This is a genomic window from Stenotrophomonas sp. STEN056 (genome assembly GCF_056759635.1).
This window is the reverse complement of sequence record NZ_JBRRDL010000023.1, coordinates 16,588-42,331: the sequence shown is the minus strand read 5'-3', so window position 1 is coordinate 42,331 and position 25,744 is coordinate 16,588. Positions and strand designations below refer to the sequence as shown.

At 65.5% G+C, this 25,744-nt stretch carries 26 protein-coding genes; 20 read left to right on the top strand and 6 right to left on the bottom strand.

Annotation, left to right across the window (positions count from 1 at the left end):
• Window positions 1–95 precede the first annotated feature (95 nt).
• The 4 genes from hglS (at window position 96) to ACVOLO_RS12830 (ending at window position 5,108) form a co-directional block, all read left to right on the top strand.
• Window positions 96–1,460, top strand: a complete 1,365-nt coding sequence (gene hglS, locus ACVOLO_RS12845) for a 2-oxoadipate dioxygenase/decarboxylase HglS (protein ID WP_481570701.1) — start codon at window positions 96–98, stop codon at window positions 1,458–1,460.
• Between the two features lie 81 nt (window positions 1,461–1,541).
• The gene (locus tag ACVOLO_RS12840; RefSeq protein ID WP_481570700.1) at window positions 1,542–3,191 is read left to right on the top strand and encodes a vWA domain-containing protein; all 1,650 of its coding nucleotides are present in this window, start codon (window positions 1,542–1,544) and stop codon (window positions 3,189–3,191) included.
• A gap of 44 nt (window positions 3,192–3,235) precedes the next feature.
• On the top strand, window positions 3,236–4,363 hold the full coding sequence (locus ACVOLO_RS12835; protein WP_481570699.1) for an alpha/beta fold hydrolase: 1,128 nt from the start codon (window positions 3,236–3,238) through the stop codon (window positions 4,361–4,363).
• 85 nt (window positions 4,364–4,448) lie between these two features.
• Entirely contained in the window at window positions 4,449–5,108 is a 660-nt protein-coding gene (locus ACVOLO_RS12830) for a glutathione S-transferase family protein (protein WP_481570698.1), read from the top strand.
• Window positions 5,109–5,123: 15 nt separating this feature from the next.
• Here ACVOLO_RS12830 and ACVOLO_RS12825 read toward each other — a convergent pair whose 3' ends face one another.
• On the bottom strand, window positions 5,124–5,483 hold the full coding sequence (locus ACVOLO_RS12825) for a DUF1428 domain-containing protein (protein ID WP_481570716.1): 360 nt from the start codon (window positions 5,481–5,483) through the stop codon (window positions 5,124–5,126).
• Between the two features lie 203 nt (window positions 5,484–5,686).
• Here ACVOLO_RS12825 and ACVOLO_RS12820 point away from each other — a divergent pair, with 203 nt between their 5' ends.
• Complete coding sequence (locus tag ACVOLO_RS12820) at window positions 5,687–6,202, top strand: hypothetical protein (RefSeq protein WP_481570697.1); 516 nt, start codon at window positions 5,687–5,689, stop codon at window positions 6,200–6,202.
• Between the two features lie 16 nt (window positions 6,203–6,218).
• Here the strand turns inward: ACVOLO_RS12820 and ACVOLO_RS12815 are convergent, their stop codons facing one another.
• Window positions 6,219–7,199, bottom strand: coding sequence for an HPP family protein (locus tag ACVOLO_RS12815; protein ID WP_481570696.1), 981 nt, complete (start codon window positions 7,197–7,199; stop codon window positions 6,219–6,221).
• Between the two features lie 116 nt (window positions 7,200–7,315).
• Between ACVOLO_RS12815 and ACVOLO_RS12810 the strand changes: the two genes are divergently transcribed.
• Window positions 7,316–8,185 (top strand): hypothetical protein, encoded by an 870-nt coding sequence (locus ACVOLO_RS12810; RefSeq protein ID WP_481570695.1) that lies wholly within the window; start codon window positions 7,316–7,318, stop codon window positions 8,183–8,185.
• 147 nt (window positions 8,186–8,332) lie between these two features.
• The gene (locus tag ACVOLO_RS12805) at window positions 8,333–9,049 is read left to right on the top strand and encodes a TorF family putative porin (RefSeq protein ID WP_481570694.1); all 717 of its coding nucleotides are present in this window, start codon (window positions 8,333–8,335) and stop codon (window positions 9,047–9,049) included.
• A gap of 28 nt (window positions 9,050–9,077) precedes the next feature.
• Here the strand turns inward: ACVOLO_RS12805 and ACVOLO_RS12800 are convergent, their stop codons facing one another.
• Window positions 9,078–9,359, bottom strand: coding sequence for a hypothetical protein (locus ACVOLO_RS12800; RefSeq protein ID WP_481570693.1), 282 nt, complete (start codon window positions 9,357–9,359; stop codon window positions 9,078–9,080).
• 200 nt (window positions 9,360–9,559) lie between these two features.
• On the opposite strand from ACVOLO_RS12800, the gene ACVOLO_RS12795 reads away from it, so the two are divergent.
• Genes ACVOLO_RS12795 through bioD form a run of 3 tightly spaced genes read left to right on the top strand, consistent with a single transcriptional unit; the run spans window position 9,560 to window position 12,098 of the window.
• Entirely contained in the window at window positions 9,560–10,114 is a 555-nt protein-coding gene (locus ACVOLO_RS12795) for a M23 family metallopeptidase (RefSeq protein ID WP_481570692.1), read from the top strand.
• 44 nt (window positions 10,115–10,158) lie between these two features.
• Complete coding sequence (bioA, locus tag ACVOLO_RS12790; protein ID WP_481570691.1) at window positions 10,159–11,451, top strand: adenosylmethionine--8-amino-7-oxononanoate transaminase; 1,293 nt, start codon at window positions 10,159–10,161, stop codon at window positions 11,449–11,451.
• Window positions 11,448–12,098: a dethiobiotin synthase gene (bioD, locus tag ACVOLO_RS12785; protein WP_481570690.1), complete on the top strand. Its 651-nt coding sequence runs from the start codon at window positions 11,448–11,450 to the stop codon at window positions 12,096–12,098. The genes bioA and bioD overlap by 4 nt, the downstream gene beginning before the upstream one ends.
• A gap of 351 nt (window positions 12,099–12,449) precedes the next feature.
• Here bioD and ACVOLO_RS12780 read toward each other — a convergent pair whose 3' ends face one another.
• A complete protein-coding gene (locus ACVOLO_RS12780; protein ID WP_481570689.1) occupies window positions 12,450–14,792 on the bottom strand; it encodes a membrane-bound PQQ-dependent dehydrogenase, glucose/quinate/shikimate family in 2,343 nt (780 codons plus the stop codon).
• A 121-nt stretch (window positions 14,793–14,913) separates the two neighbouring features.
• Here ACVOLO_RS12780 and ACVOLO_RS12775 point away from each other — a divergent pair, with 121 nt between their 5' ends.
• From ACVOLO_RS12775 to ACVOLO_RS12755, 5 genes are all read left to right on the top strand, one after another.
• The gene (locus ACVOLO_RS12775) at window positions 14,914–15,993 is read left to right on the top strand and encodes an SPFH domain-containing protein (RefSeq protein WP_481570688.1); all 1,080 of its coding nucleotides are present in this window, start codon (window positions 14,914–14,916) and stop codon (window positions 15,991–15,993) included.
• A complete protein-coding gene (locus tag ACVOLO_RS12770; RefSeq protein WP_481570687.1) occupies window positions 15,993–17,198 on the top strand; it encodes a hypothetical protein in 1,206 nt (401 codons plus the stop codon). Before ACVOLO_RS12775 ends, ACVOLO_RS12770 begins: the two co-directional genes overlap by 1 nt.
• Before the next feature lie 560 nt (window positions 17,199–17,758).
• The gene (locus ACVOLO_RS12765; protein ID WP_481570686.1) at window positions 17,759–19,105 is read left to right on the top strand and encodes a c-type cytochrome; all 1,347 of its coding nucleotides are present in this window, start codon (window positions 17,759–17,761) and stop codon (window positions 19,103–19,105) included.
• On the top strand, window positions 19,102–20,010 hold the full coding sequence (locus ACVOLO_RS12760) for a c-type cytochrome (protein WP_481570685.1): 909 nt from the start codon (window positions 19,102–19,104) through the stop codon (window positions 20,008–20,010). The genes ACVOLO_RS12765 and ACVOLO_RS12760 overlap by 4 nt, the downstream gene beginning before the upstream one ends.
• Window positions 20,011–20,050: 40 nt before the next feature.
• Window positions 20,051–21,067 carry a hypothetical protein gene (locus tag ACVOLO_RS12755; RefSeq protein ID WP_481570684.1) on the top strand — a complete coding sequence of 339 codons (1,017 nt, stop codon included), beginning with the start codon at window positions 20,051–20,053 and terminating at the stop codon, window positions 21,065–21,067.
• A 284-nt stretch (window positions 21,068–21,351) separates the two neighbouring features.
• Here ACVOLO_RS12755 and ACVOLO_RS12750 read toward each other — a convergent pair whose 3' ends face one another.
• Window positions 21,352–21,741 (bottom strand): DUF6165 family protein, encoded by a 390-nt coding sequence (locus tag ACVOLO_RS12750; protein WP_481570683.1) that lies wholly within the window; start codon window positions 21,739–21,741, stop codon window positions 21,352–21,354.
• A gap of 128 nt (window positions 21,742–21,869) precedes the next feature.
• On the opposite strand from ACVOLO_RS12750, the gene ACVOLO_RS12745 reads away from it, so the two are divergent.
• Entirely contained in the window at window positions 21,870–22,289 is a 420-nt protein-coding gene (locus ACVOLO_RS12745; protein ID WP_481570682.1) for a hypothetical protein, read from the top strand.
• Window positions 22,290–22,349: 60 nt separating this feature from the next.
• On the opposite strand, the gene ACVOLO_RS12740 is transcribed toward ACVOLO_RS12745, so the two are convergent.
• Window positions 22,350–22,682, bottom strand: a complete 333-nt coding sequence (locus ACVOLO_RS12740) for an SMR family transporter (RefSeq protein ID WP_481570681.1) — start codon at window positions 22,680–22,682, stop codon at window positions 22,350–22,352.
• A gap of 177 nt (window positions 22,683–22,859) precedes the next feature.
• Between ACVOLO_RS12740 and ACVOLO_RS12735 the strand changes: the two genes are divergently transcribed.
• The 4 genes from ACVOLO_RS12735 to ACVOLO_RS12720 all read left to right on the top strand — a co-directional run bounded on the left by ACVOLO_RS12735 (window position 22,860) and on the right by ACVOLO_RS12720 (window position 25,731).
• Entirely contained in the window at window positions 22,860–23,207 is a 348-nt protein-coding gene (locus tag ACVOLO_RS12735) for a DUF3307 domain-containing protein (RefSeq protein ID WP_481570680.1), read from the top strand.
• Window positions 23,208–23,317: 110 nt separating this feature from the next.
• Entirely contained in the window at window positions 23,318–24,325 is a 1,008-nt protein-coding gene (dusA, locus tag ACVOLO_RS12730) for a tRNA dihydrouridine(20/20a) synthase DusA (protein WP_481570679.1), read from the top strand.
• Window positions 24,326–24,588: 263 nt separating this feature from the next.
• Window positions 24,589–24,975 carry a PepSY domain-containing protein gene (locus ACVOLO_RS12725; protein WP_481570678.1) on the top strand — a complete coding sequence of 129 codons (387 nt, stop codon included), beginning with the start codon at window positions 24,589–24,591 and terminating at the stop codon, window positions 24,973–24,975.
• Between the two features lie 72 nt (window positions 24,976–25,047).
• Window positions 25,048–25,731 carry a response regulator transcription factor gene (locus ACVOLO_RS12720; RefSeq protein ID WP_004136763.1) on the top strand — a complete coding sequence of 228 codons (684 nt, stop codon included), beginning with the start codon at window positions 25,048–25,050 and terminating at the stop codon, window positions 25,729–25,731.
• The last annotated feature ends 13 nt before the right edge of the window (window positions 25,732–25,744 follow it).

Genomic DNA, 25,744 nt, shown 5'->3' with positions numbered 1-25,744 from the left:
CGCTCCTACGCCAATTGCTGCCCTGCAGATGGTCGGCGCGGGGCATTCCGGGCGAAAATGGCGCTTCCTTCGATTCAGTACCTGCGCACTTCGTCATGACTGCCGACCGTTTCGTTTCCGCCGACCACATCCGTAGCCTGTTCTCGCAGGCCATGTCGCATATGTACCGTACCGAGGTGCCGCTGTACGGCACGCTTGTGGAACTGGTGGGGGAGGTCAATGCCGCCGTGCTGGCGGCGCAGCCGGCGCTGGCCGAACAGATGCAACGCAGTGGTGAACGCGAGCGGCTGGATGTGGAGCGCCACGGCGCCATCCGCGTCGGCACCGCGCAGGAGCTGGCCACGCTCGGCCGCCTGTTCGCGGTGATGGGCATGCAGCCGGTGGGTTATTACGATTTGTCCGTTGCCGGTGTGCCGGTGCATTCCACTGCGTTCCGGCCGGTGGACGGGGAGTCGCTCAACCGCAACCCGTTCCGTGTGTTCACCTCGCTGCTGCGCCTTGAGTTGATCGAGAACGAAACCCTGCGCGCGCAGGCGGCAGATATTCTTTCCCGCCGCAACATCTTTACGCCCAGCGTGCTGCAGCTCATTGAACAGTGCGAGCGTGACGGCGGTCTGAGCGAGGACGACGCCTGGCGTTTCGTGGTCGAAGCGCTGGAAACCTTCCGTTGGCACAACGAAGCCACGGTGTCGCTGGATACCTACCACGCGCTGCATGGCGCGCATCGTCTGGTGGCCGACGTGGTCAGCTTCCGTGGCCCGCACATCAACCACCTCACGCCGCGCACGCTGGACATCGATGCCGCGCAGGCGCAGATGCATGCGCGCGGCCTGGCCGCCAAGGCCGTGATCGAAGGCCCGCCGCGCCGTGCCTGCCCGATCCTGCTGCGCCAGACCAGCTTCAAGGCGCTGGAGGAAATGGTGCACTTCCCCTCGCATGACGACAACGAAGCCGGCACCCATACCGCGCGCTTCGGCGAGATCGAACAGCGCGGCCTGGCACTGACGCCGAAGGGCCGCACCTTGTACGACACGCTGCTGGCGCAGGCGCGTGAGAGTGATGGCGCCGGCAGTACCGGCGGCGATTATGTGCAGCGCCTTGAACATGCATTTGCCGCGTTCCCGGACGAGCACGCCGTGCTTCGTCGCGAGGGGCTGGGTTACTACCGCTATGCACTGACCGATGCCGGCCGTGCACTGCCTGCCTCCGAGCGCAGCCTGCCGGCGGAAGTGCTGATCGAACGCGGCCTGGCAACGGCCGATCCGATCATCTACGAAGACTTCCTGCCGGTCAGCGCCGCCGGTATTTTCCAGTCCAACCTGGGCGGCGGCGAGCAGCGCGCCTACGCCGCGCGTGCCAACCGCGATGCGTTCGAGCAGGCGCTGGGTGCGCAGGTCAGCGACGAATTCGCGATCTACGAGCGCCTGCAGGCCGAATCACTGGCCAGCCTGCAGGCGTGAGCCACAGGCCGCGGGGCCGAGCTTATGCAGGACACGGGCGGAGGGTTATGCTCCGCCCATCCCGAGGCAAGGAGCTGGCCCATGCGGTTGCATACAGGTGTAGTGGTTGTGATGGCGGCAATGATGTTGGCCGCGTGTTCAAAGAAGGTGGCCGAAGCACCTGCGAACCACTACATGGTTGCGCCGCCATCGCCGCCGGCGCCCCCCGCACCGTTGTCGGCGCGGATGATGCGGGCACCGGCGCAGGGCCTGAATGCCATTGTCGTGACGGGCGCGCGCGTGGTGCCCGAGGTCAATACCGAGGTCTATGAACGGCCGGAGGACAATCCGGTCAAGCGCACCACCGAGCAGCCGGTTTCCACCTTCTCGGTGGATGTGGACACCGGCAGCTACAGCAATGTGCGGCGCATGCTTGAACGCGGCGTGCGGCCACCGGCCGATGCGGTGCGTGCCGAAGAGTTCATCAACTACTTCGACTACAACTACGCAGCGCCGGCCGACAAGGCCGTGCCGTTCCGCGTGCACACCGAGCTGGCCACCGCGCCGTGGGACGCGCGCAAGCAGGTGCTGATGATCGGCATCAAGGGTTACGAGCAGGCGCAGGACAGCCTGCCGCCGATGAACCTGGTGTTCCTGATCGACACCTCCGGCTCGATGTATTCGGAAGACAAACTGCCGCTGCTCAAGCGCGCGTTCGCGCAGTTGATTCCGCAGCTGCGCAAGCAGGACCGCGTCGCCATCGTGGCCTACGCCGGCTCGGCCGGGCTGGTGCTGGAGCCGACCAGCGGTGACCAGCGCGGCAAGATTCTCGCCGCCCTGGAGCAGCTGCAGGCCGGTGGCAGCACCAACGGCGGTGCGGGCATCGAACTGGCCTATGCCATGGCCAAGCAGTCGTTCGTGCCCGGTGGCGCCAACCGCGTGATCCTGGCAACCGATGGTGATTTCAACGTGGGCGTGGCCAATCGCCAGGCGCTGGAAACGCTGGTGGCCGACCAGCGCAAGAGCGGCGTGGCGCTGACCACGCTGGGCTTTGGCACCGGCAACTACAACGATGCGATGGCCGAGCGCCTGGCCGATGTTGGCGATGGCAACCACGCCTATATCGACAGCCTGTCCGAAGCGCGCCGCGTGCTGGTGCGCGAGATGGGCAGCACCTTGTTCACCATTGCCCGCGACGTGAAGATCCAGGTCGAGTTCAACCCGGCGCGTGTGTCCGAGTACCGCTTGATCGGCTATGAAAACCGCGTGCTCAACAACGAGGATTTTGCCAACGACAAGGTGGATGCCGGCGATATCGGCCCGGGCCACGAAGTCACCGCGTTGTATGAAATCGTGCCGGTCGGCAGTGGTGCCGAGCAGTTGCCGGCATTGCGCTACGCGGAAAAGCCCGCCGCCACCACGGCCCACGGCGATGAAGTGGCCGAGGTGCGTTTGCGCTACAAGCTGCCGGACAAGGACAGCAGCGAACTCATTACCCGCCCGATCCTGGCCAGCAGCCTTCAGGCCACGCCCAGCCAGTCGCTGCGTTTTGCCTCGGCCGTGGCCGGCTTTGCCGACGCCCTACGCGGCGGTGAGCGCATGCCGCGCTGGAGTTGGGAGCAGATCGAAGCCACTGCACGCCAGGCGCGTGGCGAGGATGCCGAAGGCGAGCGTGCACAGTTCATCCAGTTGCTGCGCGCGGGCCAGGCCTTGATCGAAACGCCGAAAGCGGCCGGCAACGCCGCTGATTGAAGGCGGCAGGGACTGGAACCCTTCGTTCAACGGAGCGCGTGGTGATGCAAAGTGTGTTGCGCAGAAGGGTTGCGTGGGTGCTGCTGGCCGCGGTGTGTGTGTGGGCTGCGTTGCCAGCTGCCGCCGCGCCCGGGCAGTTGCTCAGTGCCAAACCCATGAGTGATGCACCTGCCGGCGCCCAGGCGTGGCGCATCCGTTACGAAACCACCGATGTCGACGGCGCGCGCACGCAGTCCAGCGGCGTGCTGGTGGTGCCCGATGGCGCAGCGCCGGCGGCCGGCCGCGACGTGGTGGCCTGGGCGCATGGCACGGTAGGCATCGCCTCCCGCTGTACGCCGATCCGCACACTGGATCAGATTCCCGGCCTTGCCGAGATGCTGGCGCGTGGTTGGGTGGTGGTTGCCACGGATTATCCCGGCCTGGGTACACGCGGCCCGCATGCGTATCTGGTGGGCGATGCGGCGGCAGCGGCCGTGCTCGATTCGGTGCGTGCGGCGCGCGGCTTTGCCCGGGCGCATGCCGGCAAGCGTTTCGTTGCCTGGGGCCACTCGCAAGGTGGCCATGCGGCGTTGTTCAGCGGTCGCCGTGCTGCGTCCTATGCACCGGAGCTGCAGCTGCTCGGCATTGCGGCGGTGTCGCCGCCCACCGACTTGGCCGAGAACATGAAACAGGCCGATGTCACCGTGCGCGCGATGCTCACCGCCTTTACCGCTGAAAGCTGGTCGAAGGTCTACGACGCGGATATATCGACCATTGCCGACCGCACCACGCGCGGTGTCATCGAACGCGCGACCAACGCCTGCGAAGGCGACCGCATGTCGGCGGGGGCATTGCTGCGCGTGCTGCGTCTGCGGTTGCGGCTGGGCAGCCTGGACCTGAGTGGACGCGCGCCCTGGGATGGTCTGATGGCGCGCAACTCCTTGCATGCGCTGGATGCCGACAGCCCGCCCGTGCTCGTCGTCCAGTCCGACACTGACACGCTGGTGACGCCAACGGTGACGCGCGGCTTCTTTGAGCGTAGTTGCCAGCACGGGGCCACGGCGCGCTATCTGTCATTGCCCGATACCGGCCACGCAACCACGGCCATCGCATCGGCTGACGATGTGCTTGGCTGGATCACGCAGCGCTTTGCCGGCCAGCCCGCGCCCAGCGATTGCCCGGCCCCGCGCTGAGCACACCTGCCGCTGCAGTTGCACGGTCTGCGGGCCAGCGTTACAACGGGCGCCGTCGGGACGTGTGTCCCTGCGGAGTGCAACCATGTCGCTCGCGTTCTACGGTCATCCGTTTTCCTCGTACACGCAGAAGGTGCTGATTGCGCTGTACGAGAACGACATCCCCTTCGAGTTCCGTTGCCTGGGCCCGGAAACACCCGAGCATGCCGCCGAATGGCTGCGGCGCTGGCCCGTGGGCAAGTTTCCGTTGTTGCTGGATGGCGACCACGCGGTGGTGGAGACCAGCATCATCATTGAATACCTGCAGCACACCCGGCCCGGTGCGGTGCGTCTGTTGCCCGATGACACGCGGCAGGCGCTGGAGGTGCGTTTCCTCGACCGCTTCTTCGACCTGCATGTGATGAGCCCGGTACAACACGCGGTAGGCGGCGCCTTGACTGGCGATGCGGACAAGGCGCGTGATGCACTGGCACATGCGCGCGACAAGCTGGAGCTGGGCTACGCCTGGGCCGAGACGCAATTGCCGGGCCGCCACTGGGCCTGTGGCGATGCATTCACCCTGGCCGATTGCGCCGCCGCGCCGTCGTTGTTCTATGCCGACTGGGTGCACCGCATCGGCGAGGACTATCCGTTGCTGCGTGCGTACCGGGCACGGCTGCTGACGCGGCCTTCCTTCGCGCGTGCGGTGGAAGAGGCGCGCCCCTATCGGCCCTTGTTTCCGCTGGGCGCGCCCGACCGCGATTGATGCCGCCGTCGCGGCCTACTTCGTCAGTTCCAGCAGCGGTGCAAAGCCGCCGTAGATCAGGCGCTTGCCATCAAACGGCATGGGGTTGTTGGCCGGATCCATGCGCGGGTCTTCCATCATCTTCTGCATGCCGGCGTCGCGGGTGGCCTTGTCGGGCCATTCGATCCACGAGAACACCACGGTTTCGTCCTCCTTGGCCAGCACCGAGCGGAAGAAGTCGGTGAGTTGGCCGTGGGGTACGTCATCTCCCCAGCACTCCACCACGCGCAGCGCGCCGAACTCGATGAACAGCGCATCGCCGGTGCGCGCGTGTTCGATGAATCTTTCCTTGTTGGCCGTGGGCACGGCCGCGATGAAACCATCGACATACGACATGGGCGAACCTCGGGCAATGGCAGCCACAGTGGCCGCCTTCATGTCCACGGCGGCATGCGCCGGGAACGGCCACCATCGCTCGGGGCACGTTGTGAAAGTGTGGAGTCGGCGCGAAGGCCGGGTGTTACCGATGCCGGCGGACAGATTCAGGTTTGGCCGATGACCTATCATTGGCCGCACACACACGTATGCAAGGAGGCCGTATGGCAGTTGTGAGCAAGTATCGGTTGGCGGTGTTGACGGCCGCATGCCTGGCGTTGAGCGCCTGTGGTGGCACTGCGCCGACGACTGACACCGCCGCTGCGCCGCAGGCCGGGCCTGCGGAAGCAGCGCCGGCACCCGCGCCCGCGGCGAACAACATCGTCAGTGTGCCGGCATCGACGACACCGGCAGCTACCACGCATGCCTGCATGATCGCCGGTGAATTCGTACTCATGGGGACCACCATCCGTTCGCGTGACTGCGTGCAGACCGCCGCCAATTCCACCGAGGCGGACCTGCGCCGTCTCTGTGAAGGGCTGGCACAGACCTCGGCGCAGATGGGTGGCAAGGCCGGCGAGGTCACGTACATGGACAGTTGCCCCTCACCGTCGCAGGGCAGTTGCACAAAGGTGTTTGGTGGCGGGTTCGACGGCTACTACTACGAGCGCACGCCGGAAGACCTGGCGAACCTGCCGGCCAGCTGTGCGCACGGCGGCGGCACCTGGAACGCAGGCTGATACCTGGGCAGGCAGGTCAGCTGGGCTGCAGTTTGGCCCAGCGGCCACCTTGTTGCGGTTCAACTTCAAAGCGGGCCCATTGGCGCAGATCATCGGCGGTGGCATGGCCGATATTGCCGATGCCATCGCCCGCCACCACGGCGTAGACCATCCGCTGCGGGGCCGGCCCCTCCAGCGCCGGCGTCAGCGACACGCGGCGCACGCTCCACGCGCGGCCCAGGCGGCCATTGCTGTAATAGCGCCCGGCCTCGATCAAGGCTGGGTGCAATGCATCGCGCTCGGCATGTTGCTTGGCCAGTTCCAGCAACTCGGTGAGGTTGTCCTCGGTGATGTCCACGAACGAGTTGAGCTGGCTGATGGCGGCATGGAAGTCCTCCTGGGTGAGGTCAACGCTGCGCTGTGCCGATGCCACTGGTGTGCTGGGTTGCCGCCGCCGGTGCAGGTGTACCGGGTAACGCCGCCAGGCGAAGCAGGCGTTGAACAGCACCGCAGCCAACAGAATGGCAGCCACGTTGATCGCCACCGGCGTCAGCAGGTACTGGTATCCCAGCGCATGTACCTCGCTGCCGCTGATCACCGCCGCCAGTGCGGTGGCACCGCCGGGCGGATGGATGCAGCGCAGGTAATGCATGGCGCCGACGGCAAGGCCCACCGCCAGCGCGCCGGTCCAGGCCTGGTCCGGCGCCAGTTTCTGGCAGCTCACACCGATGAAGGCGGAAACCAGGTGGCCGGCCATCACCGACCACGGCTGTGACAACGCGCCATGTGGCACTGCAAACACCAATACCGCCGAAGCGCCCATCGAGGCCAGCAGGATCGCGCCGCCCGGTGAGCCGCCGAAACCGTGCGGGAAGCACCAGTGCGCCAACTGGTAGACCACGGTGATGCCGATCAACGCGCCCAGTGCCGATATCCACTTCTCACCGTGATTGGTCTGGTTGCGCTCGATGCTCAACCAGTTGCGCAGTGACTGCAGGGGCGGGGAGAGGGGCTTCATCAGCACGGGTGCGGGCGGGGGGCGTCATTTTGCCGGGGTTGCCGGCCAACGTAACGTACCCATGCAGGCCAATCGGCACTGCGTTGATGCCGATGTGTTTGCTTGATATGCCACCGATGGATAAGCCGCTCCCGGGCCAGCCGTGGGCGGGTACCATGCCCGGCGACTGTTTCAGATGGATGCACCTGGCGATGATTCCTGGCCCGCTCATTTCATGGCAACTGCTGGTGCTGGTTTTCCTGCTGCCGCTGCTGGGCGGGCTGTTGACCGCTTCGCTGGTGCTGTACGCGCTGCACTTCTTCCTGCGCAAGCGCGGCAGTGCCAAGGCATTCTTCAGCTGGAAGATCCGCATCCTGTGCGTGCTGGCGGTGCTGTCCTGCGGCTGGATCGGCTATGTGTACTACGCATTCACGCAGATCGAGCGCGGCATTGCGATCGAGCAGTGGTACAAGGAAAGCCGCAGGCGCTTCGTGCTGGACCGGGATTTCCAGTACGGCGAGCTGCACGTTCCCGCAGGAACGCTGGTCAATCTTTACGATGCCTTCGACAACGGTGAGCCGCAGCGTGCATTGGGCCTGCGTGGGTTGGATGCCCTGCAGTTCCCACAGCCGGTGGAAGTGGCCGGCCTGTGGGTGAGTGCACTTGAAACGTCGCCGGGCCGTCTGACCTTGGCACGGGACCAGCGCGTGGGCCCGATGCATCACTACGATGCCGAGCAGAATGACTGGGTGCCCGATCCGTCACGCCCCTATGTGGACTGCAAGGCCGGCCAGAACGCCTGGTTCCACACGCCGCTGATCGACTATGACATCCAGGCGGAGTTTCTTACCGGGGAGCCCGATGGTGCCCAGGCACGCTTCAGGCCCTCGCAATGGCGCTTCACGCATTGCGAAAGCGACGGGGGGCCCTTGAAGGTGGAGCCGGCGTTCGCACAACCACCGCCGGACGGTGCAGGCCCGCCGGTGTTTCTGCCGGCGCCCGGCTGAGGCGTCGCGCAGCAGGGTCATGCTGCGGCGCCTGTTTTTTACGCAGATTTGATAGCACTGCGGCCGCATCGCCATCGTCGGTTTATGCGGGCTGGCGACATCATTTCCACAGGGACGCGCAGTGTGCGTGGCCACTCTGGAAACCTGATGAACACCTTTCAACCTTCCCGGCGCCTGTTGCGCCGTAGCAGCGTTCTGCTTGTCCTGCTGGCCGCTGCCGCCACCGGCACCGCCACCGCTCACGACATCAGCGGCAGTGCCGCCCTCACCAGCGACTATGTCTGGCGCGGCTCCAGCCAAAGCCACGGCGACGCCGCGGTGCAGGCCGGTTTCAAAGTCGCCACCGAAAGCGGCTTCTATGCGTCGGCCTGGGGTTCCAGTGTCGAGTTCGCACCTGACACCCATGCCAGCAGCGAGCTGGATTTCAGCGTGGGCTGGGGCCGGCAATTGAGCGAGGACTGGGCGCTGGACGCCAACGTGCTGCATTACCACTATCCGTCCACCACGGTCGATCTGAACTGGACCGAGCTCAACACCACGCTCACCTGGAAGCACAATTATTGGCTGTCGCTGGCCTGGTCGCCCGAAGCACTGGGCACCACCCAGGACGGCCTGTACAGCCAGCTCGGCGCGCGCGTGCCGGTCAACGAGCGTCTGCGGCTGGAGGCGATGGCCGGCTACTACACGCTGCAGGACGCGCCCGGCGGTGGTTATGCACACGGGCAGTTGAGCGCAATCTGGGCCATTGCCGCGCCGGTGGAACTGCGGCTCAGTGCGCATGCCACCGATCGCAATGCACGCGACCTGTTTGGCGAGGATTTCGCCGGCAGCCGCTGGGAAGTGGCGGTGCAGGGCGCGTTCTGAGCGTTGAATCCGCAGGCGGGCAGTGGCCTCAATGGTTGCCGTCCGCCTGCGATTGCGCACTGCGCCGGTAGTCGCGTTCCAGTTTCGGTAGTTGCGATCGTGCAAGGCCGGTGAGCGCGACATGCACACACGTCATGAGGAACAGCACCAGTGCATCAAAGCCGCTGCTGGCCAGCCACGACATCAACAGCAGCAGGAAGCTCAGCACGGCGATGGCATCAAAGAGCAGCCGGCTGAAGAAGCCCACGATCAACATCAGCATGAAGTAGAGCGCGGCGGGCAGGGCAAACATCGTTATCAGCAGTTCCATCAGCGCGTTGCTCACCGGGCAGGCAGCGCGTCATGCGCTGCGGAGGCCTGAAATTAGCGTGGCTGTGTGAACATTCGAGGGGGCTAATGTGAAGCGAATGGGAAGTGGTGACGGCGCTTCCATTGCCGGCACGGCGGCGTGGCGGGACGGCTGCTCGGGCTGCTAGTTTTAGCACTCGTCAGTTATCGGAAGAACCGTAAATGCGTGGAAAATCATCCTCGCGACGTGTGTGGATTGTCGTCCTGTTGCTGGTGATCGTGGCCGCCGCCTGGCTCTGGCAACAGCCCTTCGCGGTGGTGGCACGCGCCAGCTGGTCATTGATGCGGCTGCCTGCACCCACGGCGATCAGCGTGCCGGTGCAGGGCATACGCGCGCGCCAGATCGGCGATACCTTCGGTGCGCCGCGCGGCAGGGACCGACAGCACCACGGTGTCGACATTTTCGCCAAGCGTGGTACGCCGGTGCTGGCGGCCACGCAGGGCGTGGTGGCAACCGTGCGTGACAGCGGCCTGGGCGGCAAGCAGGTCTGGGTGATGGGCCCGGGCGGACAGCGGCATTACTACGCGCACCTGGAGGACTGGGCGCCGGGCCTGGCGATGGGAGATCTTGTGCAGCCGGGTGATGTGCTGGGCAGGGTTGGCGACAGTGGCAACGCCAAGGGCACACCGCCGCACCTGCACTACGGCATCTATGGCAGGGACGGGCCATTGGACCCGCTGCCGCTGATGCATGCAGGCACCCCCGGCAAGCGGTAAGGTACGGCCCCCAAGCCGCCCGTCAGCGGTGTGAATGATGAACGATGTTGATTGACTCCTTCGACCGTGAACATCTGTGGCACCCGTACAGCGCGCTTGGCAGCCCCGTGCCGGTGCTCAAGGTCGCGCGCGCCGATGGCGTGCTGCTGCAACTGGAAGACGGCCCGCAGCTGATCGACGGCATGGCCTCGTGGTGGTGCGCCATCCACGGTTACAACCACCCGGTGTTGAACCAGGCGGCCATCGACCAGCTCGGACGCATGTCGCATGTGATGTTTGGTGGGCTCACCCATGAGCCGGCCATTGCCCTGGGCAAGCTGCTGCTGGAGATCGTGCCCAAGCCGCTGGATGCGATCTTCTATGCCGACACCGGCTCGGTGTCGGTGGAAGTGGCGCTGAAGATGGCCATCCAGTACCAGGCCGCGCGCGGGCTGCCGCGCAAGAACAACATTGCCACCACGCGTTCGGGCTACCACGGCGATACCTGGAACGCGATGTCGGTGTGTGATCCGGTGACCGGCATGCATGGCCTGTTTGGTGCCTCGCTGCCGCAACGCTGTTTTGTGCCTGCGCCGCAGACACCGTTCGACGGCGAGTGGAACCCCGCCGACATCGCGCCGGTGGCGCAGTTGTTTGCCGAGCGCGGTGATGAACTGGCCGCCTTCATCATCGAGCCCGTCGTGCAGGGTGCCGGTGGCATGCGCTTCTACCACCCACAGTACCTGCGCGAACTTGCCCGGCTGTGCCGTGCGCATGAGGTGCTGCTGATCTGCGATGAGATTGCCACCGGCTTCGGCCGCAGCGGCCGCTTGTTCGCCTGCGAACATGCCGGCATCACTCCGGGCATTCTGTGCATCGGCAAGGCGCTGACCGGCGGCTACATGACGATGGCCGCGACCATCACCCGGCGCGACATCGCCGACGTGATCGCCTCCGGTGAGCCCGGTGTGTTCATGCACGGCCCGACCTTCATGGCCAACCCGCTGGCGTGCGCGGTGGCATTGGCATCCACGCAGTTGTTGTTGTCGCAGGATTGGCGCGGGCGCGTGGCGTCCATTGAGCGCGCGTTGCAGGACGGTCTGGCACCGGCCCGCGCACTGCCGCAGGTGGCCGACGTGCGCGTGCTTGGCGCGATTGGCGTGATTGAGTTGAAGGCACCGTTACGGCTGGAACGCATCCAGCAACGGATGCTGGAGCAGGGCATCTGGATCCGCCCGTTTGGCCGATTGGTGTATGTGATGCCGCCCTATGTGATCAGCGATGCACAGCTGCAGCAGTTGTGCGCTGGCATGGTCGCGCTGGTGGCCGGGCTGGAAGCAGAGGATATGCGGGCATGAACGGGCAGGTGATCTTCGTCAGCGGCATCGACACCGAGATCGGCAAGACCGTGGTGACCGGCTGGCTGGCGCGGCAATGGGCCGAGCAGGGCGAGGCTGTGATCACCCAGAAGCTGGTGCAGACCGGGTGCGTGGGCGCATCGGATGACATCCTGCTGCACCGTCGCATCATGGGCACGGGGTTGTTCGACGAAGACCGCGACGGCACGACCATGCCGGTGTTGTTTGCGTACCCGGCTTCACCGCATCTGGCCGCGCGCCTGGAAAAACGCGCGCTGGATTTCGCCGCCATCGAACAGGCGACGGCGCGGCTGTGCGCGCGCTATGAAAAAGTGTTGCTGGAAGGCGCCGGCGGCTTGATGGTGCCGTTGACCGAACAACTGCTGACGATTGATTACGTCGCACAGCACGGCTGGCCGTTGCTGCTGGTGACCTCCGGCCGATTGGGCAGCATCAACCACACGCTGCTGTCGCTGGAAGCGATCACCGCGCGCGGCATTCCATTGCATGGCGTGGCCTGGAACAGCCGTGACGACAGCAACGACGAAGTGATTGCGGCGGATAGCCGTGAGTTCATCCGCAGCCACGTGAAGCAGCGTTTCCCGGAAGCAAAGTGGTATGACGTGCCGCAGATGGATTTAGGATAGAGCTTTGGAGTCCCTCTCCCCTTGCGGGAGAGGGATTGGGGAGAGGGGGCGGCCGAAGCCGTGGATTTCTACGATCTTCTCGATTGATTTGAAGAGCAGAGCATCGCTCTTGCTCCTGCTGTCGTAGGCCAGAAGCAACCCCTCTCCCCAACCCCTCTCCCGCAAGGGGAGATGGGCTCGGATCGCGTCAATTTGAAGCAGTTTTTGCAACTGCAGCTTTAAAGCCCCTCTCCCCTCGCGGGGTGAAAGGAGCAGCTTGCGAACCACTGGTTCGCTGCTCCTTGAACGACCTTGCGCCGGCGCAAGGGCCGGGGCGCGGAGCGGGGGTTGGGGAGAGGGGGCGCCTTATCGCTACTTCTTCAACCGATAAGCCAACACGTAATCCCCCGCCTTGGTCCCGATGGAGCCATGCCCGCCGGCGACCAGCACCACCATCTGCTCGCCCTGGCTGTTGAGGTAGGTCATCGGTGTGGCCTGCCCGCCGGCGGGAATGCGCACGTCCCACAGCACCTTGCCGGTGGCCAGGTCATAGGCGCGGAAGTTGTTGTCGGTGGCCGCGCTCATGAAGGCCACGCCGCTGGCGGTCAGCAACGGGCCGCCGATGCCCGGTACGCCGATGCGGATGGGCAGCGGCAGCGGTGAGAGATCGCGGATGGTGCCGTTGCGGTGCTGGTAGGCGATCTTGCCGGTGCGCAGGTCCGCTGCGGCCACCGTGCCCCACGGTGGCACATGGCAGGGCACGCCCAGCGGTGACATGAAGGGCGTCATTTCCACGGCATAGTCGGCGCCCTTGTTCTCGTTCAGACCGTGCTCGCCCTTGTTCATTTCGCGGCCGCGGATTTCCTGCTTCGGCACCAGCCGCGAGACGAAGGCCAGGTAGGTCGGCATGCCGAACATCACCTGTCGGCGTGGATCGACCGCCACGCTGCCCCAGTTGAAGGTGCCGAAGTTGCCCGGGTAGATGATGCTGCCCTGCACGGTGGGTGGGGTGTAGCGGCCGTCGTAGCGCAGCGAGCGGAACTGGATGCGGCACAGCATCTGGTCGACCAGGCTGGCGCCCCACATGTCCGCTTCGCGCAGTGGCCTGGGCTCGAAACTCAGGGCCGAGTACGGCTGCGTGGGCGCGGCGCGCTGCCCGGGGATGTCCACATGCTGCGAAGCCGGGCGCTCGTTGACCGGCAGCAGCGCGCTGCCATCGCGGCGGTCCAGGACGTACACATCGCCTTGCTTGGTCGGCTGCACCAGCGCAGGCGTCCGCCCCTGCGGCAGATCAAGGTCCACCAGCACTGGCTGCGCGGGCGTGTCCATGTCCCACAGGTCGTGATGCACGAACTGGTGTACCCAGCGCGGCTGGCCGGTGGCAAGGTCCAGCGCCACCACCGATGAGGCGTACTTTTCTTCAGCGGGCGAGCGGTACATGCCCAACTGGTCCGGGGTGCGGTTGCCCATCGGGAAGTACGCCAGGCCCAGCGCTTCGTCGGCACTGGCCACCGCCCAGCTGTTTGGCGAGCTGGCGGTGTAGGTCTGCGTGGGGTCGTTCGGATCCAGCGGCGCGGTCTGCGTGGGGTTGCCCGAATCCCAGTTCCACACCAGTGCGCCGGTGCGCACGTCGTAGGCGCGGATCACGCCGGAAGGCGAGTTGACCGCATAGTTGTCGTTGACCGCGCCGGCCACGATCACCTTGCCGCCGGCCACCAGCGGCGGTGAGGTGGAGTAGTAATGGCCGGCCTGCTTGAACGGCATGTTGTGCAGCAGGTCCAGCACGCCGTTGTTGCCGAAGCCGGGGCAGTGCTGCCCGGTCTGCGCGTCCAATGCGTGCAGCTTGGCATCGGCGCTGGGCAGGAACACCCGCGCGCTGCAGGCGCCGGCGGCAGCTGTTGCAGCAGGCGACGGTGGATCAACGAAGTACGACAGGCCGCGGCAGGTCTGGTGCTGCCGTTGCGGCTCCATGCCGGCCGCCGGATCAAAGCGCCAGCGTTCCTTGCCGGTGTCGGCATCCAGGGCGATGGCCAGGCTGTGCGGTGTGCACAGGTACAGCGTGTTGCCGATCTTCAGCGGCGTGGCTTCATAGGTGGTTTCGCCCACATCCTCGGGCAGGCGCATGTCGCCGGTGCGCATTTGCCAGGCCAGTTCCAGCTGCCCGGCGTTGGCCGGGGTGATCTGCGCCAGCGGCGAAAAACGCTGGCCGTAGTCACTGCGGCCGTAGGCATGCCATTCGCCCGCGGGCGGGGCGTCATCACCCAGTGAGGCATCTGCGTTGACGATGTCCATCGGCAACTGGCCGTTGATCTCATGCAGGTGCCGGGGGATGCCGGCAAACGCCACCGCGGCCACCAGCAGTGCGCACAGCAGCGCCGGCCAGCCGGCCGGGCCGGTGTACCCGTGTGGGCTGGAGCGGCGCGCGGCGGGCAATGCGATCAGCAGGCCCAGCAGCGCCGGCACGCCCAGCCGCGTGGCCAGCGGCCACCAGTACAACCCTGCTTCCCACAACGACCAGCCCAGCAGTACCAGCAACCAGCCGGCGTACAGCCAGGTGGACCAGCGGCGGTGCCGCCACAGGCCCCAGGCGACCGCCAGCAGCACCGCGCCGCTGAACAGATAGAACGGGCTGCCGTGCAGGGTCAGCAAGCGTGTTCCGCCGATGCCCAGGATCAGCCCGAACAGTGTGATGAGAAGCAGTGTGAGTATTCGCATGGCGCACTCCGGCGACCTTGACCTGCCGCCATGGTGCGCTGCGGCCTGTATGCGCGATGTCATCTCGGCGGCGTCCGCCAACTGCCCGTAGAATCGTCATCCTGTCCTCCGGGGAACCGCCATGAGCATTCTGGGCTTCATCAAGAAGGAACTGATCGAGATCATCGAATGGACCGATGACTCGCGTGACACGCTGTCCTACCGCTGGCCGGATGACGACCGCCAGATCAAGAACGGCGCGCAGTTGATCGTGCGTGAATCGCAGACCGTGCAGTTCGTGGCCGCCGGCCAGTACGCCGATCTGTTTGGCCCGGGCAAGCACACCCTCAGCACCCAGAACATTCCGGTGCTGTCCACCATCCTGGGCTGGAAGTACGGCTTTGAATCGCCGTTCAAGTGCGATGTCTATTACCTCAACACGCGCCTGTTCACCGGCAACAAGTGGGGCACCGCCAACCCGGTGATGATGCGCGACGCCGATTTCGGCGTGGTGCGCCTGCGTGCATTCGGCACCTACGATTTCCGCATCGTCGATCCGCCCAAATTCCTCAAGGAAGTGGCCGGCACCGACCAGAATTTCCGTCTGGACGAATTCGCCGACACCATGCGTTCGCGCATCGTCAGCGTGTTCACCGAAGCCCTGGCCAAGGCCGGTGTGCCGGCGCTGGATGTGGCCACGCGCTACTCCGAGCTGGGCGAGGCGCTGTTGCCGATCATCAACCCGGCCATGACCGGCAAGTACGGCATCGAGATCACCAGCTTCGTGCTGGAGAACGTGTCGGTGCCGCCGGAAGTGGAACAGGCCATCGACAAGCGTTCCAGCATGGGCGTGATCGGCAACCTCAACGATTACGTCAAATACCAGATGGGCCACGGCATGGGCGAGGGCGGCGAAGGCGCCGCTGCCGCTGCGGTGCCGGCGCAGATGGCGATGGGCTTTGGCATGGCCCAGGAAATGATGCGCAGCATGCAGACGGGCGCCCCGGCCGCCGCAGCCGCAGGTGGCCCGCCGCCGTTGCCGGCCGCCGCCGATGCCGCCGCCACGCTGGATGTGTTGACCCCGGAACAGGCCGCGCAGGCGCTGTCGGTGTCGGTGGAAGACGTCATGGCCGCCATCGCCGCGGGCGATCTGAAAGCCCGAAAGATCGGCAACGCCACCCGCATCTCGCGCTCGGCACTTGAAGAGTTCCTGCGCGGCTGATGGGCAAAGTGACGGTCGGTAAGCATCCCTGCCCGGAATGCGGCGGGGATCTGCAATGGAATGCCGCCAAGCAGGCGCTGGCCTGCCCGTACTGCGGCACCATCGTGCCGCTGTCGGAGGCCGCCGAAGGCGTGGGCGACGGCAGCACCGGCGTGGTCGAGCAGGATCTGCTTGAAGCGCTGGCGCGGATGCAGAAACAGGACGCCCAACCGCCGCCGTTGCCGCCCGCCGAAGATGCCAAAAACGGTGCGCTGGGCATGCTGCAGAGCATGGCCGGCACACCGCCGTCGCAGCGTGGCTACGGTGCGCAGCCGCGCGAGGTGCAATGCCAGAGTTGCCACGCCATTTCGGTATTCGTCGATGGCAAGGTGGCCGACCGCTGCGAGTTTTGCGGTTCGCCGTCGATCATCGCCCATGAATCCCTGGGCGATGCCATCACCCCGCAGAGCCTGTTGCCGTTCCGCATCAGTGACGGCCAGGTGCGTGATGCCATCCGCCGCTGGTATGGCAGCCGCTGGTTCGCGCCCAACCGGCTCAGGACCGCCGCGCTGACCGACACGCTCAAGGGCATGTACCTGCCGTACTGGACGTTCGACGCGAATGTGGCCGCGCGCTGGACCGCCGAGGCCGGCTATCACTATTACGTCACCGTCAGTTACCGCGATTCGCAGGGCAACACGCAGACCCGGCAGGAGCAGCGCACGCGCTGGGAGCCCGCCGCCGGTTCCCTGCAGCACTTCTTCGATGACGAGCTGGTGCCGGGCACGGTGGGCGTGCACCCGGAACTGCTGCAGAAGATCGGCAGCTTCCCCACCACCAGCGATCTGAAGCCGTATTCGCCCGAGTTCGTGCGTGGCTGGACGGTGGAGCGCTACCAGGTGGATCTGCGCCAGGCTGCAGGGCAGGGCGAAGCGCAGATGCAGGCGCAGACCCGTGCGCTGTGCGCCGAGCAGGTGCCCGGGGACACACATCGCAACCTGCAGGTGCAGGCCGATTACCGCAACCGTACCTTCAAGCACATCCTGGTGCCGGTGTGGTTGGTGAGCTACACCTACGGCTCGCGCACCTTCCAGGTGCTGGGCAACGGCTATACGGGGCAGATTGCCGGTGAGCGGCCCTACAGCGCGTGGAAAATCTTCTTCGCGGTGCTGGCCGGCGTGCTGGCGGTGCTGGTGTTGCTGTACGTGCTGGGCATGGCGCAATAGGCCGCCTGTTCAGGCCCGCAGCTTGAATCCTGCACCGCAACCCTCATATGGTGCAGGTTCAAATGGAATAAGAGGGAGGCTCATGGAAGCCAACACGACTGGAAGGGTCCAGTGCAACAAGTGCAAGGCCGTGTACGAACCGGCAATCAAGGTACTGGAGCGGGTATGCCCGCAGTGCCTTTCGATGAAGACGGTCCTGCTGCAAGCCAGCCAACAGCCGCGCAGCGCCAACGCCGCCGGCTGAAGCACGCACCACATCCAACGCACGAGGCCAGGCTTTGCCTGGCCTTTTTTGTGGGCGGCGCCCAGCGCGCTGATGTGGTCGGCGCGGTTTCCGGCAAGCGGCAGTGGTTGTGGAAACCAGGAACATCGGTGCGCCGGCATGTTCCGGTATCCCGTCACGCAGGCAGTCCAAAGCCTTGCCTGGCAAGGCCCGCATCCCATTGCGGTTGCATCACCGCGCAGGGCACAGCAGCCGATGACGCGCCCTATTGATTTGGATCAGGGCGACACCGACGGGGCCGGCCGAGAATGCGTCAGCTTCAAACAAAAAAGATGCAATGGGAAAGTTCTCAAAAGTTCTGCTGGTGATGGTGGCCGGCGCGGCGGCGGCCTACGGAATCGCGCGCTCGACGCCGTTGTGGTTTGCTCCACCGCAGCGCGCCACGGTGGATATCAATGATCCGCAGTTGATCCAGCGCGGCGAGTATCTGTCGCGCGTCGCCGATTGCGCGGCCTGTCATACCGCACCGGGTGGCAAGCCCTACGCCGGTGGCCTGGGCATGCAGACGCCGATGGGGACGATCTATTCGACCAACATCACCCCGGACCGCAGCCAGGGCATCGGCAGCTACAGCTATGCCGATTTCGAGCGCGCGGTGCGCCGCGGCATCCGTGCCGATGGCCAGCCGCTGTATCCGGCCATGCCGTACGTGTCGTACATGATCAGCTCCGATGATGAGATCAAGGCGCTGTATGCGTACTTCATGTCCTCGGTGCAGCCGGTGGCGCAGGGCAATGCGGACGCCACCATCCCGTGGCCGGCGAGCATGCGCTGGCCGTTGTCGTATTGGCAGCTGATGTTCGCGCGGCCGCGCACGCATGCGCCTGATCCAGCGCTGGACGCCAGCGCGCAGCGCGGTGCGTACCTGGTGGAAGGCTTCGCCCATTGCGGTGCCTGCCACACGCCGCGTGGCCTGGCGTTCCAGGAAAAGGCGCTGGGTGATGATGCCGGCCGCCAGTTCCTGTCCGGCTCGGTGCTGGAGGGTTGGTACGCCAAGAATCTGCGCGACGAAGGCACCGGCCTTGCCTCATGGAGCGAGGATGAGATCGTGCAGTTCCTGCGTACCGGCCGTACCGATCGCTCGGCCGCATTCGGTGGCATGGCCGACGTGGTGGAGCACAGCACGCAGCACATGACCGCCGATGACCTGCAGGCGATGGCGCATTACCTCAAGCAGCTGCCGCCGCGCGAAGGCCATGCGCAGCAGTGGAAACCCAGGCAGGACCTCACCACCGAAGCACTGCGCAACGGCGACTACCGCGTGCCCGGTGCCTTGGCTTATTCGGAACATTGCCAGGCCTGTCACCGTGCCGACGGCAAGGGCGCGCCACGCATCTATCCGGCGCTGGCCGGCAACTCCATCGTGTTTGCCGATGACCCCAGTTCGCTGATCCAGGTGACGCTGGCCGGCGGTGCGACGCCGCATACACCGCACGACCGCATGGCCTTCACCATGCCCGGTTTCGCGCATGTCTCCAACCGCGAATTGGCACAGATCATGACCTTCATCCGCAACGGCTGGGGCAACCACGCCAGCGCGGTCAGCGCCGACGACATCGCGCGCATGCGCCGCGTGGTGGCTGACAAACCCGTGCATTACCTGCCGGAGGAGGCCGCGCAATGAACGCCAGACTGATGATTGCGGCCCTTGTCGTAGCCGTGGCCGGCAGCGCCGGTGCGGCGGCATGGTACGCGCACATGCATCCGAACCTGGACGCCCCGGCGCCGGCACCGATGGACATCCTGGACAAGCAGGGCACGGTGGTCGGCCAGTACCTGGCGCCCAGCGCCGAGGAGATTGCCGGGCTGGCCAATGCCGAGGCGGTAATGCTGGGCCGGCGCCTGCTCAGCGATACCGCGCGCCTGTTGCCGGACAACGTCGGCAACGGCCTGAACTGCAACTCCTGCCACATGGCGCAGGGCCGGGTGCCGCTGCGCAACCACTACATCAACACCGGCAGCACCTATCCGCGCTACATGCCGCGGCCGGGCAAGGAAATTGACCTGCCCGAGCGCATCAACGGCTGCTTCGTGCGCTCGATGAACGGCACCAAGCTGGCGGTGGAATCACCGGAAATGCAGGGCATGCTCGCCTACATGCGCTGGTTGGGCACCGGCGTGCCGCAGGGCGCACGCGTCGCGGGCAAGACCGAGGGGCCGATTGACAACACCCTGCTGCCGGACGCGGTGCGGGGCGAGGCGATCTACGCCGCGCAATGCGCCAGCTGCCACGGTGACAACGGCGAGGGCATGAAGGATCAGTTCAACGAATACATCTTCCCGCCGCTATGGGGCGATGACTCGTTCAACATCGGCGCCGGCATGGCCCGGCTGTACAAGGCCGCCGCGTTCGTCAAACACAACATGCCGCTGGGTGTGAACCGCGAGCCGCCGTACGGGCAGGGCGTGATGAGCGACCAGGATGCGGTGAATGTGTCCGAGTACTTCATCAAGCAGCCACGCCCGGATTTCGCCGGCAAGGCCAATGACTGGCCGCGCGACAAGAAACCCAAAGACGCCCGTTATTGAACGCATATCGCCAGCAAGGGCTGGCTCCAGGAGAGTAGTGATGCAGTTTGTTTCCCGTGGCCCGCTGGCCGCCGCGCTGGCCCTGGCGTGCATGCCGGCAATGGTGAACGCCGAGGAAGCCACACCGGCGACCAGGGTATCGGCGCAGATCTTCGTCAACGCCAGCCAGCTGGATCGTGATGGTGTGGAAACCGCCGACGAAGGCCTGGCGATGGACCTCAAGCGCACCTTCATCACCGTGGACCATCGCTTCAACGCGAACTGGTCGGCGCAGGTGACCACCGACGTGCAGTGGCTGCGCAACAGCGACGTCAGCGACCTGTGGTTGCGCCACGCCTATCTGCAGCGCAGCTTCGGCAAGGGCAGCTGGCTGCGGCTGGGCAACGCACCGACGCCGTGGATCGCACAGGAATCTGTGCGCGAAGGCTTCCGCTACGTGGATGCCGGCCTGATTGCCCGCACCAAGCTGGGCACGCCCGCCGACTACGGTGTGCATGGCCAGTACAGCCGCGGTGATTTCGTCTATGCCGCTTCGGTGGTGACCGGCGGTGGCTTCCAGAAGCCGCGCCTGGGCAATCGCGCCGACGTGGAAGCACGCGTGGGCTGGACCCCGGCCAAGGGCGTGGAGCTGGCGATGGGTGGCTATCGCGGCACCCGCGCACAGGATTCCGGCGGTCTGCCGCACGAGCACACCGCGCAGCGCTGGAACGCGATGGCCAGCTGGGTGGGTGAGCGCGCACGTGTGGGTGCGCAGTACGTCCGCGCCGAGGACTGGACCCGCATCACCAAGCCGGGCAGTGACGACCAGCGCGCCTGGTCGGCCTGGAGCAGCTACCAGTTCACCCCGCAATACGCCGTATTTGCCCGCTACGATGAAACCCGCATGAGCCTGGACATCGACCCGCGCACCCGCGAGCGCTATCACCAGGTGGGCGTGGAGTGGAAGCCGAACCGGCACCTGCGCCTGGCCATGGTCGGCAAGCGCGTGGAGCAGCAGACGGCGAAGAAGAAACTGGAAAGCCACGAAGCCGGGCTGTGGGCCCAGATCGCGTTCTAACGCAGCTTGAAACCCTGCTTAAAGCCTTGTTTTAAGCCTTGTTTTAAGCCCCTCTCCCGCATGCGGGAGAGGGGTTGGGGTGAGGGACGCTTTTGAGGTTGCTGACGACAAATGCGTCGCCACGCGCCGTGACGGCGAACCGCCAGCGGCGCTTCATGCGGTCCTTGGGACCAATCTGCTTCCCCCCGAAGCAGAAAGCAAAAGCACCCCTCCCCAGCCCTCCCCTTTGCCTGCGGCAAAAGGGAGGGGGCGAAGCCAGAGCTTCAGCCAAAGAAGCCGAAGCCTCACTCGCCCTGGTACTGCTTCTCTTCCACCAGCGCCGAACCGGCCACGCGGTTGATGTCGTTCTTCACCGCCACGCGCTCGCCGTTGGTGCCGTATACGCCACGCGCCAGGGTGATGAATTCCGCGCCGAAATCCTGCGCCGCTTCCTTGTCGCGAAGCTGGTCCTGGATCTCCCACATGCGTTCGTTGATGGCCTTGAGCGTGTCCTTGAGCGCGCCCAGCGTCGGCCGCGCGGCCTGCTGTTCAAGCCACAGCGGCCACAGCCCATCCAGCTCGGTGCGCACGTTGGCCAGCTTGGCGGCATCGGTGATGCGCTCGGCCTTGATCTCGAGGATGGTGATCTTGTCGATCAGTTCGCCAATCGATACCGGGGTCAGGATGGTCTGCACGTTGCGGCTGCCGTTTCAGGGATGGCGGCCATGATAGCGTCCCGGCAAAGGTTGCCAATGAACCTGTGTTGGCAAAGCCGTGCAGCCGTTGCGCACAATGCGCGCTGTTCACCACAGGGAAGTTGCCGATGTCGTTGCGTGCCTGTTTGAGTGCGGTTGCCTTGGCTGCCGCTGCGTTTTGTGCCACTGCCAGCCCGGCCTCGTCGCTGCAGGGCGCGTGGCAACTGCAGTCCGGGGAGTTCATCGACAAGCAGGGCAGGCCGGTGGCCTACGCCAGCCAGAAGCTGGCCGGCACCAAACTGCTGGCCGATGGCCGCTTTGCCTTCACCACCACCAGCGACGGCAGGTTCTGGGCCGGCGGCTCGGGCACTTATCGTGTTGGAGACGGGCGTTATGTGGAAACGCCGCTGATGGCGTCCTACCCGCTGGAAAACGGCGGCAGCTATGAATTCCGCTACACGCTGGAGGGCGATGTGTGGACGCTGGAGCGCTGGGAGGGCGAGCGGCGCGTGGAGCGTGAGGTCTGGAGGCGTGCACCGGCCCCATGAACCCTTGAGCGGCAGTGGCATGCGGGCTGCAACTCCTGGCAGCCCGTTTCAAGCTTGCCGTCAGTGCGCGGTGGAGCGCGAGAACACGTTGATGACCACCACGCCGGCGCAGATCAAACCGATGCCGATCAGCGCCGCAAGATCCAGTTTCTGCTTGAACACGAACAGGCCGATCAGCGAAATCAGCACGATGCCGACCCCCGACCAGATGGCATATGCAATGCCGGTGGGTACCGTCTTCATCACCATCGACAACAACCAGAAGCACACGCCATAGCCCACCAGCGCACCGAGCGTTGGCCACAGGCGGCTCATGCCGTCGGAGGCTTTCAGCAGCGAGGTGGCAAGGACTTCCAGGGCGATGGCGCAGGCCAGCAATGCGTAAGCGTTCATGGGTGTTGAGCAGATCGTAACGGCGCGACATGCGCGGCATGGATTCTACGTTGCAGGGCAGGCCGGCAAGGCCGGGTGAGGCTTCTGGCGGGTGCGTCATGGCCGCGGCCATCGGCAGCTTCACGATGGGCTTCCATTAGTGCCAGACTCGGCCCTTCACCCGACATCCATCTGCTGATGACCTCTTACGAGTTGCTACAGATGTTCGTGTTGTTGCTCGTCGCCCATGCATTGGCCGACTACCCGCTGCAGGGTGAATTCCTGGCCAGGGCAAAGAGCCGCTTTGAACCTGTGCCGGGGGTGCCGTGGTACCAGGCACTGGGCGCGCATGCGGTGATCCATGGCGGCGCGGTGGCGTGGATCACCGGCAGCCTGGTGCTGGGCGGGCTGGAGGTGATCTGCCACATGCTGATCGACGACCTCAAATGCAGCCATCGCATCAGCTACAACGTCGACCAGCTGCTGCATGTGGCGTGCAAGGTGGTCTGGCTGGCGGCGGTCGTGCTGTTTCCGTTCCTGCCCTGAGAGCCGTTCGGCCGCATCCGGCCATGGTTCAGGCGCTTGGTTTACCCTTGGCAGCCCTGAACCCCGCTCCCGCCGCCGCCTACCCGGCCGCCGCGCACGATCCAGCACCCATGATTTCCTCGCCAGCCGCCAGCCGCTTTGATGCCTCGCTACGCCTTTCCGTTGCCCCGATGATGGATTGGACGGACCGGCATTGCCGTGTGTTTCATCGCATCCTGGCGCCGGGCGCGCGGCTGTACACCGAAATGGTGCACGCCAATGCCGTGATCCACGGCGACCGTGAGCGCCTGCTGGGTTTCGATGCTGCCGAGCAGCCGCTCGCGCTGCAGTTGGGGGGCAGTGATCCTGCGGCGCTGGCGCAGGCCGCGCGCATTGCCGCCGACTGGGGCTACGACGAGGTCAACCTCAACTGCGGTTGCCCTTCCGATCGCGTGCAGGCCGGTCGCTTTGGTGCCTGTCTGATGCGCGAGCCGACGCTGGTGGCCGAGTGCGTCGCGGCGATGGTCGCGGCGGTGGATATCCCGGTGACGGTCAAATGCCGGCTGGGCGTGGACGAGGACAACGATTACGACCTGTTCGCCGCCTTTGTTGACCAGCAGGTGCAGGCCGGCGCCTCGATGGTGGTGGTGCATGCCCGCAACGCCTGGCTCAAGGGGCTCTCGCCCAAGGAAAACCGGGAAATCCCGCCGCTGCGCTACGACTGGGCCTACCGCCTGAAGCAGGAACGGCCCGCATTGCCGGTGGTGCTCAACGGCGGCATTGCCACGGTGCCGGCCGCGCAGGCGCACCTGCAGCATGTGGACGGTGTGATGCTCGGGCGCGCGGCGTACCACGATCCCTATGTCCTGCATGCGCTGGAAGCTGCTCAGACCGGCATGGCCTTGCGCTCGCGCGAAGCGTTGCTGACCCAGATGCGGCCGTATATCGAGGCACGGCTGGAGGCCGGGTTGGCGCTCAAGCACATCACCCGGCATCTGCTTGGCCTGTTCCATGGGCAGCCGGGCGGGCGGGCTTTCCGCCAGATCCTGAGCGAAGGGGCGCACCGTCCGGGTGCCGGCTGGGCCTTGCTGGAGCAGGCGCTGCAGGTCACGCGCGTGCAGGCCGCACGGGTCGCCTGAACGGGCCGGCCGTCGGCTGCCCTGGAGCTGAACAGCCCCGGACACCACGGTGAGGCAGCAGACAGGCGGGTGGAAGCCCTCTGGATGCGCACGATTGTCCGTACATATTGCTGAACAGGGCGAGGGGTGAAGGGCGGAGTTCAGATCGGATTCACCCCTAAAAATCAAGAATTTGCCTTGATTTCGCTGGGGCCGGCGTCGAATTTGAACGGCGGCTTTTACGAATTTTGAACGTTGCCTCGCAGTCCGCTAGGATCACTCCCATGCATCCGCTTCAGCATCGCCGTCTACACCTCGCTCTTGTCGCCACGTTGATCGTGAGCGGGCCGGGCGTGGTCGTAGCCGCAGCCCAGCAGCAGGCCCCGCAACACCGCCCGCAGGAAATCGCGCGCGGGCCGGAGGCCGGTGCAGAGCACAGGATGCGCCAGGAGCATGGTCGTTCGTTGTCCGACGCGGTACGCCGCGTGCAGCGCGAAACCGGCGGCCGCATCCTGGGCGCCGAGCGCGTGCCGTATGACGGCCGGGACATCAATCGGGTCAAATACATGGATGACCGGGGACGTGTGCGTTACATGGACGATCCTCAGCCCAGCCGCTCAGGTCCGCGTGGCCCCCGGGCAGAGTTGCCACCACGCGGCGATAACTCCTGAACAGCGATAGTTGTTCCGCGTTCCGCATACAAACGCCGGCACACAGCCGGCCCAAGTTACTAGGGAGAGTTCATGCGTATCCTTCTGGTTGAAGACGAAGCCCCGCTGCGGGAAACCCTTGCAGCCCGCCTGAAGCGCGAAGGTTTCGCAGTGGATGCGGCGCAGGATGGCGAGGAAGGCCTGTACATGGGCCGCGAAGTGCCGTTCGACGTGGGCATCATTGATCTGGGCCTGCCCAAGATGTCGGGCATGGAGCTGATCAAGGCGCTGCGCGACGAAGGCAAGAAGTTCCCGGTGCTGATCCTGACCGCGCGTTCGAGCTGGCAGGACAAGGTCGAGGGCCTGAAGCAGGGCGCCGATGACTACCTGGTCAAGCCGTTCCATGTGGAAGAGCTGCTGGCCCGCGTCAACGCGCTGCTGCGCCGTGCCGCCGGCTGGTCCAAGCCGACGCTGGAATGCGGCCCGGTGGCACTGGACCTCGCTGCGCAGACGGTGAGCGTGGCCGGCAGCAATGTCGACCTGACCAGCTACGAGTACAAGGTGCTGGAATACCTGATGATGCATGCCGGTGAACTGGTCTCCAAGGCCGACCTCACCGAACACATCTATCAGCAGGATTTCGACCGCGACTCGAACGTGCTGGAAGTCTTCATCGGCCGCCTGCGCAAGAAGCTCGATCCGGACGGCGAACTCAAGCCGATCGAAACCGTGCGTGGCCGCGGTTACCGTTTCGCGATTCCGCGCAACGAAGGCTGAGCCCCGCAGGGGC

Coding starts and splice junctions, on each gene's coding strand:
- hglS (WP_481570701.1), top strand. CDS start 96: ATGACTGCCGACCGTTTCGTTTCCGCCGACCACATCCGTAGCCTGTTC.
- ACVOLO_RS12840 (WP_481570700.1), top strand. CDS start 1,542: ATGCGGTTGCATACAGGTGTAGTGGTTGTGATGGCGGCAATGATGTTG.
- ACVOLO_RS12835 (WP_481570699.1), top strand. CDS start 3,236: ATGCAAAGTGTGTTGCGCAGAAGGGTTGCGTGGGTGCTGCTGGCCGCG.
- ACVOLO_RS12830 (WP_481570698.1), top strand. CDS start 4,449: ATGTCGCTCGCGTTCTACGGTCATCCGTTTTCCTCGTACACGCAGAAG.
- ACVOLO_RS12825 (WP_481570716.1), bottom strand. CDS start 5,483: ATGTCGTATGTCGATGGTTTCATCGCGGCCGTGCCCACGGCCAACAAG.
- ACVOLO_RS12820 (WP_481570697.1), top strand. CDS start 5,687: ATGGCAGTTGTGAGCAAGTATCGGTTGGCGGTGTTGACGGCCGCATGC.
- ACVOLO_RS12815 (WP_481570696.1), bottom strand. CDS start 7,199: ATGAAGCCCCTCTCCCCGCCCCTGCAGTCACTGCGCAACTGGTTGAGC.
- ACVOLO_RS12810 (WP_481570695.1), top strand. CDS start 7,316: ATGGATAAGCCGCTCCCGGGCCAGCCGTGGGCGGGTACCATGCCCGGC.
- ACVOLO_RS12805 (WP_481570694.1), top strand. CDS start 8,333: ATGAACACCTTTCAACCTTCCCGGCGCCTGTTGCGCCGTAGCAGCGTT.
- ACVOLO_RS12800 (WP_481570693.1), bottom strand. CDS start 9,359: ATGGAACTGCTGATAACGATGTTTGCCCTGCCCGCCGCGCTCTACTTC.
- ACVOLO_RS12795 (WP_481570692.1), top strand. CDS start 9,560: ATGCGTGGAAAATCATCCTCGCGACGTGTGTGGATTGTCGTCCTGTTG.
- bioA (WP_481570691.1), top strand. CDS start 10,159: ATGTTGATTGACTCCTTCGACCGTGAACATCTGTGGCACCCGTACAGC.
- bioD (WP_481570690.1), top strand. CDS start 11,448: ATGAACGGGCAGGTGATCTTCGTCAGCGGCATCGACACCGAGATCGGC.
- ACVOLO_RS12780 (WP_481570689.1), bottom strand. CDS start 14,792: ATGCGAATACTCACACTGCTTCTCATCACACTGTTCGGGCTGATCCTG.
- ACVOLO_RS12775 (WP_481570688.1), top strand. CDS start 14,914: ATGAGCATTCTGGGCTTCATCAAGAAGGAACTGATCGAGATCATCGAA.
- ACVOLO_RS12770 (WP_481570687.1), top strand. CDS start 15,993: ATGGGCAAAGTGACGGTCGGTAAGCATCCCTGCCCGGAATGCGGCGGG.
- ACVOLO_RS12765 (WP_481570686.1), top strand. CDS start 17,759: ATGGGAAAGTTCTCAAAAGTTCTGCTGGTGATGGTGGCCGGCGCGGCG.
- ACVOLO_RS12760 (WP_481570685.1), top strand. CDS start 19,102: ATGAACGCCAGACTGATGATTGCGGCCCTTGTCGTAGCCGTGGCCGGC.
- ACVOLO_RS12755 (WP_481570684.1), top strand. CDS start 20,051: ATGCAGTTTGTTTCCCGTGGCCCGCTGGCCGCCGCGCTGGCCCTGGCG.
- ACVOLO_RS12745 (WP_481570682.1), top strand. CDS start 21,870: ATGTCGTTGCGTGCCTGTTTGAGTGCGGTTGCCTTGGCTGCCGCTGCG.
- ACVOLO_RS12740 (WP_481570681.1), bottom strand. CDS start 22,682: ATGAACGCTTACGCATTGCTGGCCTGCGCCATCGCCCTGGAAGTCCTT.
- ACVOLO_RS12735 (WP_481570680.1), top strand. CDS start 22,860: ATGACCTCTTACGAGTTGCTACAGATGTTCGTGTTGTTGCTCGTCGCC.
- dusA (WP_481570679.1), top strand. CDS start 23,318: ATGATTTCCTCGCCAGCCGCCAGCCGCTTTGATGCCTCGCTACGCCTT.
- ACVOLO_RS12725 (WP_481570678.1), top strand. CDS start 24,589: ATGCATCCGCTTCAGCATCGCCGTCTACACCTCGCTCTTGTCGCCACG.
- ACVOLO_RS12720 (WP_004136763.1), top strand. CDS start 25,048: ATGCGTATCCTTCTGGTTGAAGACGAAGCCCCGCTGCGGGAAACCCTT.